Annotated in this window: 13 protein-coding genes; 9 read left to right on the top strand and 4 right to left on the bottom strand. The window is 64.7% G+C overall.

Annotated elements, in window-relative coordinates:
• Positions 1-9: 9 nt before the first annotated feature.
• Together hsaC and hsaA are read right to left on the bottom strand one after the other, a co-directional pair.
• The gene (gene hsaC, locus MAB_RS03115) at positions 10-912 is read right to left on the bottom strand and encodes an iron-dependent extradiol dioxygenase HsaC (protein WP_005064791.1); all 903 of its coding nucleotides are present in this window, start codon (positions 910-912) and stop codon (positions 10-12) included.
• 40 nt (positions 913-952) lie between these two features.
• Positions 953-2155, bottom strand: a complete 1203-nt coding sequence (gene hsaA, locus MAB_RS03110; protein WP_005085436.1) for a 3-hydroxy-9,10-secoandrosta-1,3,5(10)-triene-9,17-dione monooxygenase oxygenase subunit — start codon at positions 2153-2155, stop codon at positions 953-955.
• 277 nt (positions 2156-2432) lie between these two features.
• Between hsaA and MAB_RS03105 the strand changes: the two genes are divergently transcribed.
• From MAB_RS03105 to MAB_RS03095, 3 genes are all read left to right on the top strand, one after another.
• On the top strand, positions 2433-3485 hold the full coding sequence (locus MAB_RS03105; protein WP_005085433.1) for a ferredoxin--NADP reductase: 1053 nt from the start codon (positions 2433-2435) through the stop codon (positions 3483-3485).
• Positions 3486-3493: 8 nt separating this feature from the next.
• Positions 3494-4027: a hypothetical protein gene (locus MAB_RS03100; RefSeq protein WP_005092200.1), complete on the top strand. Its 534-nt coding sequence runs from the start codon at positions 3494-3496 to the stop codon at positions 4025-4027.
• A 216-nt stretch (positions 4028-4243) separates the two neighbouring features.
• Positions 4244-4543: a hypothetical protein gene (locus MAB_RS03095; protein ID WP_005085429.1), complete on the top strand. Its 300-nt coding sequence runs from the start codon at positions 4244-4246 to the stop codon at positions 4541-4543.
• Here the strand turns inward: MAB_RS03095 and MAB_RS03090 are convergent.
• Complete coding sequence (locus tag MAB_RS03090) at positions 4523-6670, bottom strand: acyl-CoA dehydrogenase family protein (protein ID WP_005113153.1); 2148 nt, start codon at positions 6668-6670, stop codon at positions 4523-4525. The genes MAB_RS03095 and MAB_RS03090 overlap by 21 nt on opposite strands.
• A 207-nt stretch (positions 6671-6877) precedes the next feature.
• Between MAB_RS03090 and kstR the strand changes: the two genes are divergently transcribed.
• The 6 genes from kstR to MAB_RS03060 all read left to right on the top strand — a co-directional run bounded on the left by kstR (position 6878) and on the right by MAB_RS03060 (position 13520).
• Positions 6878-7555, top strand: coding sequence for a cholesterol catabolism transcriptional regulator KstR (gene kstR, locus MAB_RS03085; protein ID WP_005085423.1), 678 nt, complete (start codon positions 6878-6880; stop codon positions 7553-7555).
• Between the two features lie 59 nt (positions 7556-7614).
• Positions 7615-10146, top strand: coding sequence for a trehalose-phosphatase (otsB, locus tag MAB_RS03080; RefSeq protein WP_005085421.1), 2532 nt, complete (start codon positions 7615-7617; stop codon positions 10144-10146).
• A 114-nt stretch (positions 10147-10260) separates the two neighbouring features.
• Positions 10261-11139, top strand: a complete 879-nt coding sequence (locus MAB_RS03075; protein WP_005114975.1) for a metal ABC transporter solute-binding protein, Zn/Mn family — start codon at positions 10261-10263, stop codon at positions 11137-11139.
• A gap of 37 nt (positions 11140-11176) precedes the next feature.
• The gene (locus tag MAB_RS03070) at positions 11177-11962 is read left to right on the top strand and encodes a metal ABC transporter ATP-binding protein (protein ID WP_005085416.1); all 786 of its coding nucleotides are present in this window, start codon (positions 11177-11179) and stop codon (positions 11960-11962) included.
• Positions 11955-12785 carry a metal ABC transporter permease gene (locus MAB_RS03065; RefSeq protein WP_005072717.1) on the top strand — a complete coding sequence of 277 codons (831 nt, stop codon included), beginning with the start codon at positions 11955-11957 and terminating at the stop codon, positions 12783-12785. Before MAB_RS03070 ends, MAB_RS03065 begins: the two co-directional genes overlap by 8 nt.
• Positions 12786-12803: 18 nt before the next feature.
• Entirely contained in the window at positions 12804-13520 is a 717-nt protein-coding gene (locus MAB_RS03060) for a LamB/YcsF family protein (RefSeq protein ID WP_005113150.1), read from the top strand.
• Here the strand turns inward: MAB_RS03060 and MAB_RS03055 are convergent.
• Positions 13517-14515 carry a glycerophosphodiester phosphodiesterase family protein gene (locus tag MAB_RS03055; RefSeq protein WP_005085410.1) on the bottom strand — a complete coding sequence of 333 codons (999 nt, stop codon included), beginning with the start codon at positions 14513-14515 and terminating at the stop codon, positions 13517-13519. The genes MAB_RS03060 and MAB_RS03055 overlap by 4 nt on opposite strands.
• Positions 14516-14578: the final 63 nt, after the last annotated feature.

The raw sequence follows: 14578 nt of genomic DNA, 5'->3' as shown, positions 1-14578 counted from the left end.
CGCGAACCTCTACTTGAAACCGACGCTGAAGTCGTGACCCCACAAGCTGACGCCGACGCTCTCCCGCGCGACCCAGCTCTCGTCATCGACTTCCATGCCTTCGCAGCCGAATTCCATGTCGAAGCCACCCGGAGTCTTCATGTAGAAGGACAGCATCTTGTCATTGATGTGCCGGCCCAACGTTGCCGACATCTTGACCTTCCGCCGGTTGGCGCGGTCCAGGCAGAGCCCGACATCATCGGAGTTCTCCACCTCGACCATCAAGTGCACAATTCCGGTGGGATTCGGCATCGGCATGAACGCCAACGCGTGATGACGCGGGTTGCATCCGTAGAAGCGCAGCCACACCGGATCACCGTCGGCCGGCCGGCCGACCAGCTGAGGAGGCAGCTTCATCGAGTCACGCAGCTGGAAACCGAGTACATCCTGGTAAAACTCTTGTGCCGCAACGTCATCAGTACACGTGAGCACCACATGCCCAAGTCCTTGTTCGGCGGTGACGAACTTGTGGCCGTACGGGCTGACAAACCGCCGTCCCATGTACTGGGCGCCGTGGAACACCTCCAGCGTATTCCCGGACGGATCGCTGAATTGGATGAAGGCCTCGACCTTGCGATCTGAGACCTCCGCCTTGTCGCCCTCGGCATACTCAACCCCGGCCTTGGCCAGACGTTCCCGCACGGCCTGTAGTGCGGGCGCATCGGCGACCTCCCAACCGGAGGCCAGCAGCCGATCACTCTCACCCGGCACGATCACCAGGCGAGCCGCGAAATCATCCATCCGCAGGTAGAGCGCCGCGGGGTCGTCGCCGGTGCCCTCCATCATGCCAAGCACCTTGGTTCCGAACTCTCGCCAGGCCGCAACGTCTGTTGCCTGGATCCGCATGTATCCGAGTGCCTTGATGATGCTCATGGTCGTACCGCTCTCCTTAAAACCCGGCCTAAAACCCGGCCTAAACCATTGTGTCGGTGGCGGGCAGCTCAAAGGCGTGGTTACCCCAAATCTGGTAAGCCCGCTCTGCGTCATTGGCCGCGTGCACGCGGCCGGCGTGGGCGTCGCGCCAGAAACGCTGCACCGGAGCGTCGTTCGACAATGCGGTGGCGCCGGAGTTCTCAAAGAGCAGGTCGATCGAAGCGATCGCCCGGCCGGTGGCACGTACCTGGTCGCGTCGCGCCGCGGCACGCAGCTCGAAGGGAACCTCCTGGCCCGCCGCGATCAGCGCGTATTCATCACCCACATTGCCGATCAGCTGACGCCACCCGGCGTCGATGTCACTGGCCGCCTCGGCCACCCGCACCTTGGTGAACGGGTCGTCCTTGGCCTTCTCGCCGGCGTAAGCGGCACGTACCCGCTTGCCCTGCGCCTCGACATGCGCGTCGTACGCGCCGTAGGCCATGCCCATGATCGGCGCGGTGATGGTAGTGGGGTGCATTGTGCCCCAAGGCATCTTGTAGACCGGCGCGGTGTTGGTCTGATACCCACCGGCGGTCTGGTCGTTCATCTTCTTGTACGACAGGAAACGATGCTTCGGCACGAACACGTCCTTCACCACCACGGTGTTGCTACCGGTGCCGCGCAGGCCGACCACGTTCCACACGTCATCGATGCGGTACTCGGTGCGCGGGATCAGGAAGCTGCCGAAGTCGACGGGGCGACCGTCCTTGATGACCGGACCGCCAAGGAACGCCCAGGTGGCGTGGTCGCAGCCCGAGGACCAGTTCCATGAACCGTTCACGAGGTAGCCGTCGCCCGCGTCGGTCACCACACCGGCACCCATCGGGGCATACGAGGAGGACACCCGCACATCGGTGTCGTCTCCCCACACTTCCTCCTGCGCCTGCTGGTCGAACAGGGCTAAGTGCCAGTTGTGCACGCCGATGATCGAGGCAACCCAGCCCGTCGAGCCACACGCGCTCCCCAGGCGGCGGACCGCCTCGTAGAAGGTGGTCGGCGCGGTCTCGTATCCACCCCACTGCGACGGCTGCAGCAGCTTGAAGAAGCCGATCTCCTGCAGTTCGGCGACCGTGGCGTCGGGCAGACGCCGCAGGTCCTCGGTCTCCTGCGCACGCTTGCGCAGGGTCGGCAGCAGGTCGTCTATCTGAGAAAGCACCGAGAGAACCTCGTCAGAATGCTCCCGCTGTTCGGTCGTCGTCACTGTTCATCCTTCCGCGTTCCGCCGACACTTGTCGTTAGCATCAGTCGGCACAAACTAGGGCTAGTAGTTCGCGACACTCGCTGCACACCCTCGGTGGCAGCGCGCGTTCACTGCTGAGACTAGAACACGTTTCGATCTGTGTCGACATCGCCTCTCCCACCCCAGGAAGGCGGGCTCATCTGGAACGAAGCGGCGACGGTGTTGTAGGGCCAAAGGTCAATTCTGTAACCTGTTCTAGTTCAGCCAATCGCTGACGACGACTGACGGAGGAAATGACGTGACGGACGTTCCGCTCGGGAAGCACGTCCTGGAGGTTCGAATCGCCGAGGTCATCGAAGAGACCGCCGACTCCCGGTCGCTGGTCTTCGAGATTCCCGACGGGGCGGCCGATAAATTCGCGTACGCCCCCGGCCAGTACCTCACGCTGCGCATTCCTTCCGACCGCACCGGATCGGTGGCGCGCTGTTACTCGCTGTCCAGCTCTCCGCATCTGGACGATCGGTTGGCCGTCACGGTCAAACGCACCGCCGACGGCTACGGGTCCAACTGGATCTGCGACAACGCCCATGCCGGCATGCACATGCATGTGCTGGCACCGTCCGGGGTTTTCGTTCCCAAACAGCTGGACAACGACTTCCTGCTGCTGGCCGGCGGCAGCGGCGTCACCCCGATGATGGCGATCTGCAAGTCCGCGCTCTCGCAGGGCAGCGGCAAGGTCGTGCTCATCTACGCCAATCGCGATGAGCAGTCGGTGATCTTCGGGGCGGCACTGCGCGAGCTGGCGGCCAAATACCCGGATCGGCTGACCGTCATCCATTGGCTCGAATCGGTGCAGGGGCTGCCCTCGCAGCAGCAACTGGCCACGCTGACCGCACCCTTCGCCGAACATGAGGCCTTCATCTGCGGCCCCGGACCATTCATGGATGCCTCGGAGGCCGCTCTCAAGGGCAATGGCATGCCGCACGATCGCGTGCATATCGAGGTTTTCCGCTCCCTGGAAAGCGACCCGTTCGCAGAGGTCGTGCTCGCCGAGCCCTCGGACGACGACGAACCACCGGCGACCGCGACCGTGGAACTGGACGGGGAGACCCACGAGGTCAGTTGGCCACGCAGCACCGTGCTACTCGACGTGTTACTCGCCAAGGGCCTGGACGCGCCGTTCTCCTGCCGTGAAGGCCACTGCATGACCTGCGCCTGCGTCCTCAAGGACGGCAAGGTCCGCATGCTGGTCAACGACGCGTTGTCCCAGAACGACATCGACGATGGCTACATCCTGGCGTGTCAGGCAGTTCCGGAAACCGACGATGTCAACGTAACCTTCGACGAGTGAGAGACCCCTTGGCCCGCGTCATCTGCACCGTCGCCGTGATCGCCGCCGCCACCCTGACCGCTCCCGCGACGGCTCATGCGGAGGTCAAAACGGCCGACGTCAGCACGCCTGTGGACGACGCTCGTCAGCTCGAGGTCCACGCGACCGCGGACTGCCGTAAGGCCGAACGACAGTGCTATTACACCGCCACCGTCAATCTGCGCGGCCCCAACGGAATCGAGGGCTTTCCCGGCGACCTGTGGGCGAGGCAGACTACGGAGCTGCGCACGTCCGACCGGCTGAACTACCTCTGGGTGCAGTGGGCCGACAACCCCAACACCGTCGAGCACAACGGCGGCAGTACCTGGACCCTGACGACCGTCTACATCGGCGGTGGTACGCCCGAGCGCTTCCAGATCTCCGGGACCACGCAGCCCACCGACTGGGCCACCGGACAGCCCAAGCTCGACGCCGACTACATCGTCTGCAGTCGGATCGAGGCCAATTTCGATGGCCGTTACGTGATTTCGCCCGACGCCTGCGCGGTGGCACGTTTCAGTTAGCCGCCTCGGTGTGCATGTAGGGACTGCCCGCCTCTATGCGACAACCATCGGCCCGCCATGGCTGTGATGCGGGTTGATTCGCACGTAGTCGGATACAAGTCGGGTACAAGTCGGATACCAGGTTGTCGCATAGAGGCGGGCATCAACAGTATGTGGCCCCCAGGCCACCGAGATCCGTCGGCGCCCTGTGTCGGTGCTCTTTGAGATCGTGCCTACATGGCTGCCGGCACACGCTCGCTACGCACCGATCTACGCTATCTGCTGGTACTGCATATCCACCGTCATGGGCTCACCACGGTGTCCGAGCTCGTCACCATGTTGGCCGACATTGGATTTGACCTAGACGGGCGGCCGTCGAAGACGGTTTCGGACACCCTGCGCACCGACGTCAAACTCGACCGCGTCCGACGGCGCGGGCGCGGACTCTACAGTCCCGGGGCGTTGCCGCGAAGCACCCAACACCGTATGCGCGCCCGAACCGACAAGTGGTCGCGGCTAGCGCGGCAAGCCGAGTAGCCGCTCACCCGCCACGCTGAGCAGGATCTGGGTGGTGCCTCCGGCGATGGACAAGCACCGGTCCCGCATGAACAGCCACATCTCACGCGATTCCACCGCACCGTGGGTGTCCACGTAATCCAAGATGTGCTCGGAGAGCCCTTGGCGATGTCTCACACCGACGAGCTTGCGCACACTGGAGGCCGCGCCGGGGTCCTGGCCGCCGATGGCGCGTAGCGCGGTGCGCAGATCCAGCAGCGCGCCCGTCTGCGCCGAGCATACGAAAGCACCGAGCGTATCCAATTGCGCCGCATCCAATTCGGTATCGCCAATGAGCGCCAGCAGCGACTCCATGGCCTCATCCAATGTGCCGCCACCGGCCATCGCCACCCGCTCATTGGCCAAAGTAGTACGGGCCAGGCGCCAGCCGTCGTCAACAGAGCCGACTACGTTCTCGTCCGGAACGATGACACCGTCAAGGAAGACCTCGTTGAACATCTCCTCGCCGGTGATCTCGCGCAGTGGCCGCACGGTGATCCCCGGCGTCTTCATGTCCAGTAGGAAGTACGTGATGCCCTTGTGCTTGGGGACATCGGGATTGGTGCGGGCCAGACAGATGGCCCAGTCTGCTATCTGCGCCTTGGAGTTCCAGACCTTCTGCCCATCGAGCTTCCAGCCACCATCGACCCGGGTTGCCTTGGTACGCAAAGCCGCAAGGTCACTACCGGCGCCGGGCTCGGAGAACAGCTGGCACCACTCGATCTCACCGCGCAGCGTGGGTGCGACGAATTGCGCTATCTGCTCCGGTGTTCCGTGCTCAAGGATCGTAGGAGCCGCCCACCAGCCGATGACCAGATCAGGACGGTTGACGCCGGCGGCATGCAGCTCCTGATCGATGAGCAGCTGCTGCGCCGCGCCCGCGCCAAGCCCATAGGGCGCCGGCCAGTGCGGCGCCAAGAAACCCGCCTCGGCCAGCCGAACCTGATGCTCAGCCTTTGGCGCCGAGGCGATTTCTGCGACCTGCCCGGCGACCTCCGCGCGCTGGCTCTCCACCTCGCCGAGGTCGATCGTCAGTGACCGGCGGATACCACCGATGGTCAATGCGGCGGCCTTGCGCCGCCATACCGCCGGCTTGCCCACGAAGGACTGCAGGGCATATGCCCGCCGCAGATACAGATGGGCGTCGTGTTCCCAGGTGAACCCGATACCACCGAGAATCTGGATACAGTCCTTGGTGTTGGCCACCGCGGCATCGACAGCCACCGCCGCCGCAACGGCCGCGGCCAGCGAAAGCTGTTGGGAATCACCCTTGTTCGCGAGGACGTCCTGCGCGCAACCAGCGGCGTCCCAGACGGCGACATCGGCCTGTTCGACACGGCACAACATTTCCGCGCACATGTGCTTGATGGCCTGGAAACTGCCGATCTGCTTACCGAACTGCTCGCGCACCTTGGCGTACTCGACAGCGGTCTGCAGCGCCCACCGCGCCACACCCACCGCCTCGGCCGAGAGCGTGACCACCGACAGATCGGCGATCACCGCGGCGGGCAGGCCCACCGGTCGCACCGCCGCGCCATGCAGTGTGACCGTGACCCAGGGACGCGAGAAGTCGGTCGCCTTCTTGGCCTCGACCGCGACGCCCGCCTCGGCACAGTCCACCAGCACCCAGCCGTCGGGCACCGGGGCCAGCAAGACCCCGTCAGCCGTACCGCCCAACACGGCCGGCAACACGCCCGAAGCCAGCCCATCGGCAATGGCCAGGTTCCCGGTCAGCGCCAGTCCCGCCGTGCGCTCCCCGGCCGCCAGCGGTGGGACCAATTCCTCGTGCCCATCGGCGGCGAGCACCACCGCCACCAATGCGCTGGTGGCAACAGGGCCGGGCACCAATGACGCGGCGGCCTCGTCGACCATCGCGATCATGTCGTCGAATCCGGCACCCGATCCGCCCGCGGCCTCCGGTACGGCGACACCGAAAATGCCCAGTTCAGCCAGCCCTACGTACGCGGGACCCCATCCATCAGGCTCGGATTCCATCTTCCGGACCGACTCGATGACCGCCGCACTCCTGGCCCACTGACGGACGGCATCCCGCGCGGCTTCCTGGACTTCGGATGAGCCGCTCGCGCGAAGACCGGACGGTACCGACACAGTTTCCTCCTGCTATTTTTCAGCACAAATCAGACTAGAACGTGTTCTAATATCGTGGTTGGGTTCAGTGTAGTAGGAACGCATTCAGGCTGTACAGAGCGCTACCAACGAGCCAGGGAGACCTGATTCGGCCGATAGGCATCCGTATAGTCGTGCGCTGAAACCATCGCGTGCATACGCGAGATCGACGGCAGGGAGTACAGACGCATGGCAACGCCTCGGACATCTAGCGCATCGGAAGCCGCGCAGTCAGGTGACGGCGACACCGACGCGACAAGCCAGCCAGCCGCCGTCTCCGCACTGTCCGACGACGATCTCGGTTCGAGCGCTCAACGCGAGCGTCGCAAGCGCATCCTGGACGCCACCTTGGCCATCGCCTCCAAGGGCGGCTACGAAGCGGTACAGATGCGCACCGTCGCCGAACGAGCCGACGTCGCCGTCGGCACCCTGTACCGGTATTTCCCTTCCAAGGTGCACCTGCTGGTGTCGGCACTGGAGCGCGAGTTCGAACAGATCGACGCCAAATCCGATCGCAACGCGGTCAGCGGCGGCACGCCGTACGAACGGCTGCACGCGGCCATCACCCGGCTGAACCGCAACATGCAGCGCAATCCGTTGCTCACCGAGGCGATGACACGCGCCCTGGTGTTCGCCGACGCTTCCGCCGCCGGTGAGGTTGATCACGTGGGCCGGTTGATGGACGGCATCTTCGCGCGAGCGATGGCCGGCGAGGACGATCCGACCGACGCGCAATTCCACATTGCTCGCGTCATCTCAGACGTCTGGACCTCCAACATGATTGCCTGGTTGACGCGGCGAGCATCCGCAACCGACGTGAGCCACCGGCTGGATCGCACCGTCCGCTTGCTGCTCGGCATCACCTAAACCACGGCGCTTGGCCAAACTGCCCCGCGCAGGTAGCGGACGTAGACTCGGGACCCGTGGTGAGTGCCCAAGATCTGCCCGTGGAGCTGCGCCGGGCTCTTTCCGAGGTCGCCCGTACACCCCGACTGCTGGTGGCCTCCGACTATGACGGAACCATCGCCCCGCTGGTCAACAACCCGGACCATGCGCGCCCGCATCCCGAATCGACCACGGCCCTGCGCGCTTTGGCAGGGCTACCGTCGACGACCTCCGCGCTGATCTCCGGACGTGCGCTGCGCGATCTGGCGACCCTGTCGCGACTGCCGTCCGAGGTGCATCTGGTCGGCAGTCACGGCTCGGAGTTCGACGCCGGCTTCGTGCACGCCATCGACGGCGACGCCAAGGCGCTGTTGAAGACCATCGCCACCAAGCTGTCGGCCATCGCCGCCGAATATCCCGGGGTGGCCATCGAACTGAAACCGGCCAGTGTCGCGCTCCACGTGCGCAACGCATCCGAGGAGGACGCCGACGCCGCCTTGAGACAGGCACTCTCCGTCGCAAACGGCTGGGGCGCGCAGGTCACCGAGGGCAAGAAGGTTCTCGAGTTCGCCGTCATCCCCACGGATAAGGGCCAGGCCCTCGACATCCTGCGCCATCAGGAGGGTGCGACCGCCGCGGTGTTCTTCGGCGACGACGTCACCGACGAAAAGGCCTTCAAGCGGCTGCACGGCCCCGATGTGGGCGTCAAGGTGGGGGATGGCGAAACACTCGCCGGCTATCGCATCCCGGACACAGAATCGGTGGGCACAGCACTGGCTTTCCTGCTCGAGGAGCGACGCACGTGGCTGCTCGGCGGACATGCCACCCCCATCGAACGTCTCACCATGCTCGCCAATTCGCGCACCATCGCACTGGTGACGCCCACCGGCGATGTCACCTGGATGTGTCACCCCGAACCGGATTCTGCGGCGGTGTTCGCCCATCTACTCGGCGGGCCCGAGGCAGGACACTTCACGATTGGCCCCGCGCGATCCGCGCTACCGCTGGGCCAGAAATACATCGACAGCACAATGACCGTCGAAACACGTTGGGCCAGTCTGCAAGTAACCGACTACCTGGCCCATGACGAGGTTCCCGGACGCACCGACCTCATTCGGGTCGTCACCGGCGAGGCCGATGCGGTGGTGACCTTCGCGCCGCGTCCGGAATTCGGCCAGGCCCCGGTACAGCTGGTGGCCGAGGCCGACGGCCTGCGAGTACTGGGCACCAACGATCCGATTGTGCTGCGAGCGCCCGGCGTCACCTGGACGATCGGGGCCGACGACCAGACCGCGACCGCGACCATCAGCCCCGCCAACGGGCCCATCATTCTCGAGCTACGTTGTGGCACAGAAGACCTCGGTGAGAATCCCACATCTGAGCCCGAGCTGCGGGAACGGGCCGAGTCATATTGGCGCGATTGGGCACAGACCCTGACGCTGCCCGAACGCAAGCCGGGCCTGATGAAGCGGTCGGCACTGACGTTGCGGGGCCTGGTGCATGCCGAGTCGGGCGCGATCCTGGCCGCGGCCACCACCTCACTTCCGGAAGACATCGGCGGAATCCGTAACTGGGACTACCGGTACTGCTGGCTGCGCGATGCGTCGATGACCGCGTCGGCGCTGGTCGCATTGGGATCCCTGAGCGAGGCAGAGGGCCTGCTGGGTTGGCTACACAGGGTACTAGAGCATCTGCCAGGACCCGACCGTCTGCACCCGCTCTACACACTGGCCGGCACGGCGCTGCCTCCAGAGGCGGTGATCGACTCACTGCCGGGGTATGCGGGCTCGCGACCGGTTCGTGTCGGCAACGCCGCCAATTCGCAAGTGCAGCTGGATGTATTCGGCCCCGTGGTGGAACTGATCCACGATCTGAGCCACGCCCGCAAGCATCTCGGGCATTCCGATCCGCTGACCGATGCCGACTGGAACCTGGTGTCCGACATGGTTCTTGCCGTCGAACGCCGATGGTACGAGCCCGATCACGGCATCTGGGAAATCCGCGGGAATCCGCGCCACCACGTCTACTCCAAGGTGATGTGCTGGGTAACGGTGGACCGTGCCGTGAAGTTGGCCGAGGAGTTCGAGCGTGCGGCCCCGTCATCGTGGGCGGCGCTGCGCGATGAAATCGCCGCCGAGGTCATCGAGAAGGGCTGGAACGAGTCGGTCAACTCCTACACCGCCGCCTACGACGGCACCGATCTGGACGCCGCAACCCTGTACATCGGCCTATCCGGGCTGATCGACCCCACCGATCCTCGATTCACCGCGACGGTCATCGCCACCGAGGCAGAACTGCGCAGTGGTGCGACGGTCTACCGCTACCACCGCGATGACTGCCTACCCGGAGGCGAAGGCGGATTCCATTTGTGCGCGGCCTGGCTGGTCGAGGCCTATCTGCTCATCGGTGCGCGATCGCAGGCCGAGCTGCTCTTCGATCAGCTGGTCAAGGCCACCGGCCCCACCGGTCTGCTGTCGGAGGAGTACGACCCGGTGGCCGAGCGCTCGCTGGGTAACCACCCCCAGGCCTACAGCCATATCGGGCTGCTGCGCTGCGCCGCCCTGCTGTCCTGACCGCAGCGGCCGGGCCGCATGCAGCTCAGCGAATTCTGGCCGGTTTTGCACAGATACCACTCCATGCCCCATAATGAAAATCGTTTTCATTACTGGGATTCCCGGAGGTGTCTGATGCCCGCTCGCGTGGCTGGGTTGGCCGTGGCGGTGGCAACCGCTGGAACGCTCGCACTCTCCGGTTGTGGCCAGTCCCACGAGCGAAGCGGAGCGCTCACCGTGGTGGCGTCGACCGACGCCTGGGCCTCGGTAGCCCAGGCCGTTACCGGAGATCACGCCAAGGTGAGCGCCCTGGTCAGCGGCGCCGATACCGACCCGCATTCATTCGAGGTGACCCCCGCGGCAGCCGCCCAGGTCCAGGACGCCACTCTGGTGGTCTACAACGGTGACGGATACGACCCATTCATCGACAAACTGCTCAAAGACGGCGAGCCCCGGGTCAACGCATACCAGCTTCTTCCCGCAGACTCCGCCGACAAGAACGAGCATGTGTTCTACAGTCTGCGAACCGCCCAGCAAGTCGCTAATAACGTCGCCGATGATCTGGCCAAGGCCGACCCGGGCAACGCCGATTCCTACCACGCCAACGCCAAAACGTTTGGACAGCAGCTCGATTCCATCGCGAGCCTGCAAGAGGACGTCGCCACCAAGTACCGCGGCAAGGCAATCCTGGCGACCGAACCCGTGGCCAGTCACCTGGTCTCTCGTTGCGGGCTGGTGGACCGCACACCGCATGCCTTCGCCGAAGCAGCCGAACAGGGGCAGGATCCCTCCCCCGCCGACGTCGCTAGCGCACTGGACCTGATCAGCACCAAACAAGTTGCGGCGCTGCTGTTCAACCCGCAGACGGCCGGATCGGTCACCAACCGGATCAAGCAGGCCGCCGAATCACACGGCGTTCCGGTGGTTACGGTCACCGAAACGCTGCCCGAAGGCACCGACTACGTCACCTGGCAGCGACGCACCACCGAACAGCTCGCCGCGGCCCTGGGATGAGCCGCGTGCGCGAAGACCAGTAGCGGATAATGACCGCATGAGTGCCGCGACGCTGCGCGACGCATCGCTGAATCGCGGTGGACGCACCCTTTGGCAGGGTTTGGATCTCACGGTGGAACCCGGTGAGTTCATCGCCGTACTGGGACCCAATGGTTCCGGGAAAACCTCGCTGCTACGCCTGCTTTTGGGCCAGGTGCCGCTCACCCGCGGCAGCATGACCGTCACCAGCGACCTCGGATACGTACCCCAGCACCGACTCGCCGACAACGCACTTATCCTGCGCGCGGAGGATCTGGTGGGACTCGGAATCGACGGGCACCGCTGGGGATTGGCGTCATTCAACCCGGCTCGCCGGGCCCGTTATCGTGCGGCGGTCGACCTCGCGCTGAATCAGGTGGACGCAAGCCATCTGGCGACCAAGGCCGTCTCGTCGCTGTCCGGCGGCGAGCTGCAGCGGGTGCGCATCGCGCAGGCATTGGCCGGTGATCCTGCACTGCTGCTTTGCGATGAGCCCCTGCTCAACTTGGACCCAGCAAGCGCACAACAGATCTGTGCCCTGATCGACAAGCGACGATGCGACGCGCAGACGGCAGTGCTGTTCGTGACACACGAGATCAATCCGATCGTGCCGTACGTGGACAGGATCCTGTACCTGGTGGATGGACGCTTTCAGATCGGCACCGTCGACGAGGTGATGACGACCGAGACGTTGTCGGAGCTGTACCGGGCGCAGATCGATGTGGTGAAGATACGCGGACAGTATGTGGTGGTGGGCGAAGACCGGCAGATCACCGCAGAGTGTGCCGAGCACGCCCATGAATAACTTCTTCGATCTGTCGCTTACCGCCGATCTACTCGGGCGCGACTTCGTGCAACAGGCGATTTTGGCGGCCGCGCTCCTCGGACTGCTGGCGGGGCTCATCGGCCCCTTTGTGGTGATGCGGCAGATGTCCTTCGCCGTCCACGGATCCAGCGAGCTGTCCCTGACGGGTGCTGCTGCCGCACTGCTGGCGGGGGCCAACGTGGGCACCGGCGCCCTGCTCGGGAGCGTGGTCGCGGCAATACTTTTCGGCGTCCTCGGACAGCGGACCAAGGATCGTGATTCGTCGATCGGCGTGGTGATGGCCTTCGGACTGGGGCTAGCAGTGCTGTTCATCCACCTCTATCCTGGCCGCACCGGTACCAACTTCGCGCTCCTGACCGGGCAGATCGTCGGTGTCGGGTACAGCGGCCTGCTGATGCTGGTGGTGGTGAGCATGGTGGTGGGGGCGGTGCTGGCCGTCACCTACCGGCCGATGCTGTTCGCCACCGTCGATCCGGACGTGGCCGAGGCCCGCGGAGTCCCGGTGCGTGCGTTGGGGATTGTCTTCGCCGCACTCGTCGGTCTCACCGCGGCACAAGGTGTACAAATCGTCGGCGCCCTGCTGGTGATGTCGCTGCTCATCACGCCTGCCGCGGCCGCCGCGCGCATCACGTCATCTCCCGCGCGCGCCATTGCGCTGTCGATCGTCTTCGCAGAGATCGCCGCCATCGGCGGCATCATGCTTTCCCTGGCACCCGGAGTGCCTATCTCGGTCTTCGTCACCATGATTGCCGTCGCGATCTATCTACTCTGCCGCCTCGTCGGACGGTATCGACACGCGTAAGGGCGTTAGGCTTCCCGGATGGCGAGCATCGACCTGAATGCAGACCTCGGTGAGGGTTTTGGGGCCTGGCGCCTCGGTGACGACGACGCCATGCTCGACGTGGTCACCAGCGCCAACCTCGCCTGTGGATTCCATGCGGGCGATCCGGCGACATTGCATCGCACCTGCCACGCCGCCGCCACGCGCGATATCCGCATCGGCGCTCAGGTGGGCTATCGCGACCTCGCAGGATTCGGGCGCCGGTTCATCGATATCGCGGCAGCAGACCTGTACGCCGATGTCGTGTACCAAATCGGTGCGTTGGACGCGCTCGCCCGCACCGCCGGGTCCCGCGTGAGCTACGTCAAACCCCATGGCGCGCTCTACAACACGATCATTCACCACGAGGCGCAGGCGGACGCGGTGGCGCGTGCCGTGCGGGACTTCAACGCCGATCTCCCCGTGCTGACCCTGCCACACGGCGTATTCGGGGATCGTGCGCGCACATTGGGCCTGCGTGTGGTCACCGAGGCATTCGCCGACCGGGCCTACCTCGACGATGGCACGCTGGTGCCCCGGAGCGAATCGGGTGCTGTCCTGCACGATCCGGACGCCGTGGCGGCGCGCATTCCCGCCCTCAGCCGCACCGCCGAATCGATATGCGTGCACGGTGATTCACCCGGAGCGGTCACCATCGCGCGGACGGTTCGCGCCGCACTGGCCGCCAGCGAAATCGAGGTGGCCCCGTTTGTCTAGCGGTGATAAGCCGGCGGCAGTGGCAGGTCGCTTTCGGCCATCACCTTCCGCAGAGTCGTCGGATAGTCGCTGATTATCCCGTCCGCACCGGCGTCGATCTGCGCCTTCATGGTCTCGGCGTCGTTGATGGTCCAGGGAATGACCTTCAGGCCCAACCTGTGTGCCTTGTCGATGAATTTCTTGTCGGCAACCAGCGTGAAACCGGGATCACCCACCTTGCCGCCATACGGCACGGTATATCCCGGCGACAAGATGGTGGCGCCTACTTGCTTCGCCCCGTCAATCGGATCCGACACGATCGCGGGATCAACCCCACCCAGCCAGGGCGAGCCTGGGTACCAAGTAGTTTCGTCCCACAGCGCCACGAGCGGAATGCCCGGCTCTGCCCGCTTGGTCATCGGCAGGGTGCGCCAATCGAAGCTCTGAATTTCCACCTTGTCGAGCTTGCCCGCTGCCCGGATCGTTTCGAGGATGATGTCGACGAACCGCTGCGGTTCGGCGGATTTCTGCGGTTCGGCGGCCTCTACCTTGGTCTCGATGTTGAACCGCACATCCGCATGGTAGGAGTCTGCGAGGGCGAAAACATCTGATAGCTGGGCGATCTTGTCGTTCTTGACCACCTCCGCCCGTGGAAAGTCGGTGAGCAGCTTGCCGCAGTCGAGGGTATGCAGCTGCCCGGACGTCAAATCCTTCACCAGCTTTCCTACATAAGGGAACTGCGGATCACCGGGCCGCACCGGCCCGGTATCGGAGCATTTCGCGGGATCGATCACCGGGTCGTGCCAGACCATGGGTTTGCCGTCTTTGGAGATGACGATGTCGAGTTCGAGAGTGCTGACCCCCAGCTCGAGGGCTTTGGCGAAGGCGCGCAACGACTCTTCGGTGGTCTCTCCCCGCCCGCCGCGGTGCGCCTGCAGGTCGAAGGATTTCGTGTCCTTGTCGCCGCATGAGACCAGGGCCAAGGTCACGGCAAGAACGGCAGCTATGCGCTTCATGGCTGCACATTGTGCCCGAGATGACATCTATGTGGGTGAAACGCCAGGAGACACCTGCGTGAA

It is taken from the genome of Mycobacteroides abscessus ATCC 19977, assembly GCF_000069185.1.
GTDB lineage: Bacteria > Actinomycetota > Actinomycetes > Mycobacteriales > Mycobacteriaceae > Mycobacterium > Mycobacterium abscessus.
Note: the sequence above shows the minus strand (reverse complement) of the source record. Positions and strands in the feature narration are given on the sequence as shown.

Bases quoted from the DNA above. Each gene is read 5' to 3' on its own strand.
- hsaC (WP_005064791.1), bottom strand. From the start codon at position 912: ATGAGCATCATCAAGGCACTCGGATACATGCGGATCCAGGCAACAGAC.
- MAB_RS03095 (WP_005085429.1), top strand. From the start codon at position 4,244: ATGGCTGCCGGCACACGCTCGCTACGCACCGATCTACGCTATCTGCTG.
- kstR (WP_005085423.1), top strand. From the start codon at position 6,878: ATGGCAACGCCTCGGACATCTAGCGCATCGGAAGCCGCGCAGTCAGGT.
- MAB_RS03075 (WP_005114975.1), top strand. From the start codon at position 10,261: ATGCCCGCTCGCGTGGCTGGGTTGGCCGTGGCGGTGGCAACCGCTGGA.
- MAB_RS03070 (WP_005085416.1), top strand. From the start codon at position 11,177: ATGAGTGCCGCGACGCTGCGCGACGCATCGCTGAATCGCGGTGGACGC.
- MAB_RS03065 (WP_005072717.1), top strand. From the start codon at position 11,955: ATGAATAACTTCTTCGATCTGTCGCTTACCGCCGATCTACTCGGGCGC.
- MAB_RS03060 (WP_005113150.1), top strand. From the start codon at position 12,804: ATGGCGAGCATCGACCTGAATGCAGACCTCGGTGAGGGTTTTGGGGCC.
- MAB_RS03055 (WP_005085410.1), bottom strand. From the start codon at position 14,515: ATGAAGCGCATAGCTGCCGTTCTTGCCGTGACCTTGGCCCTGGTCTCA.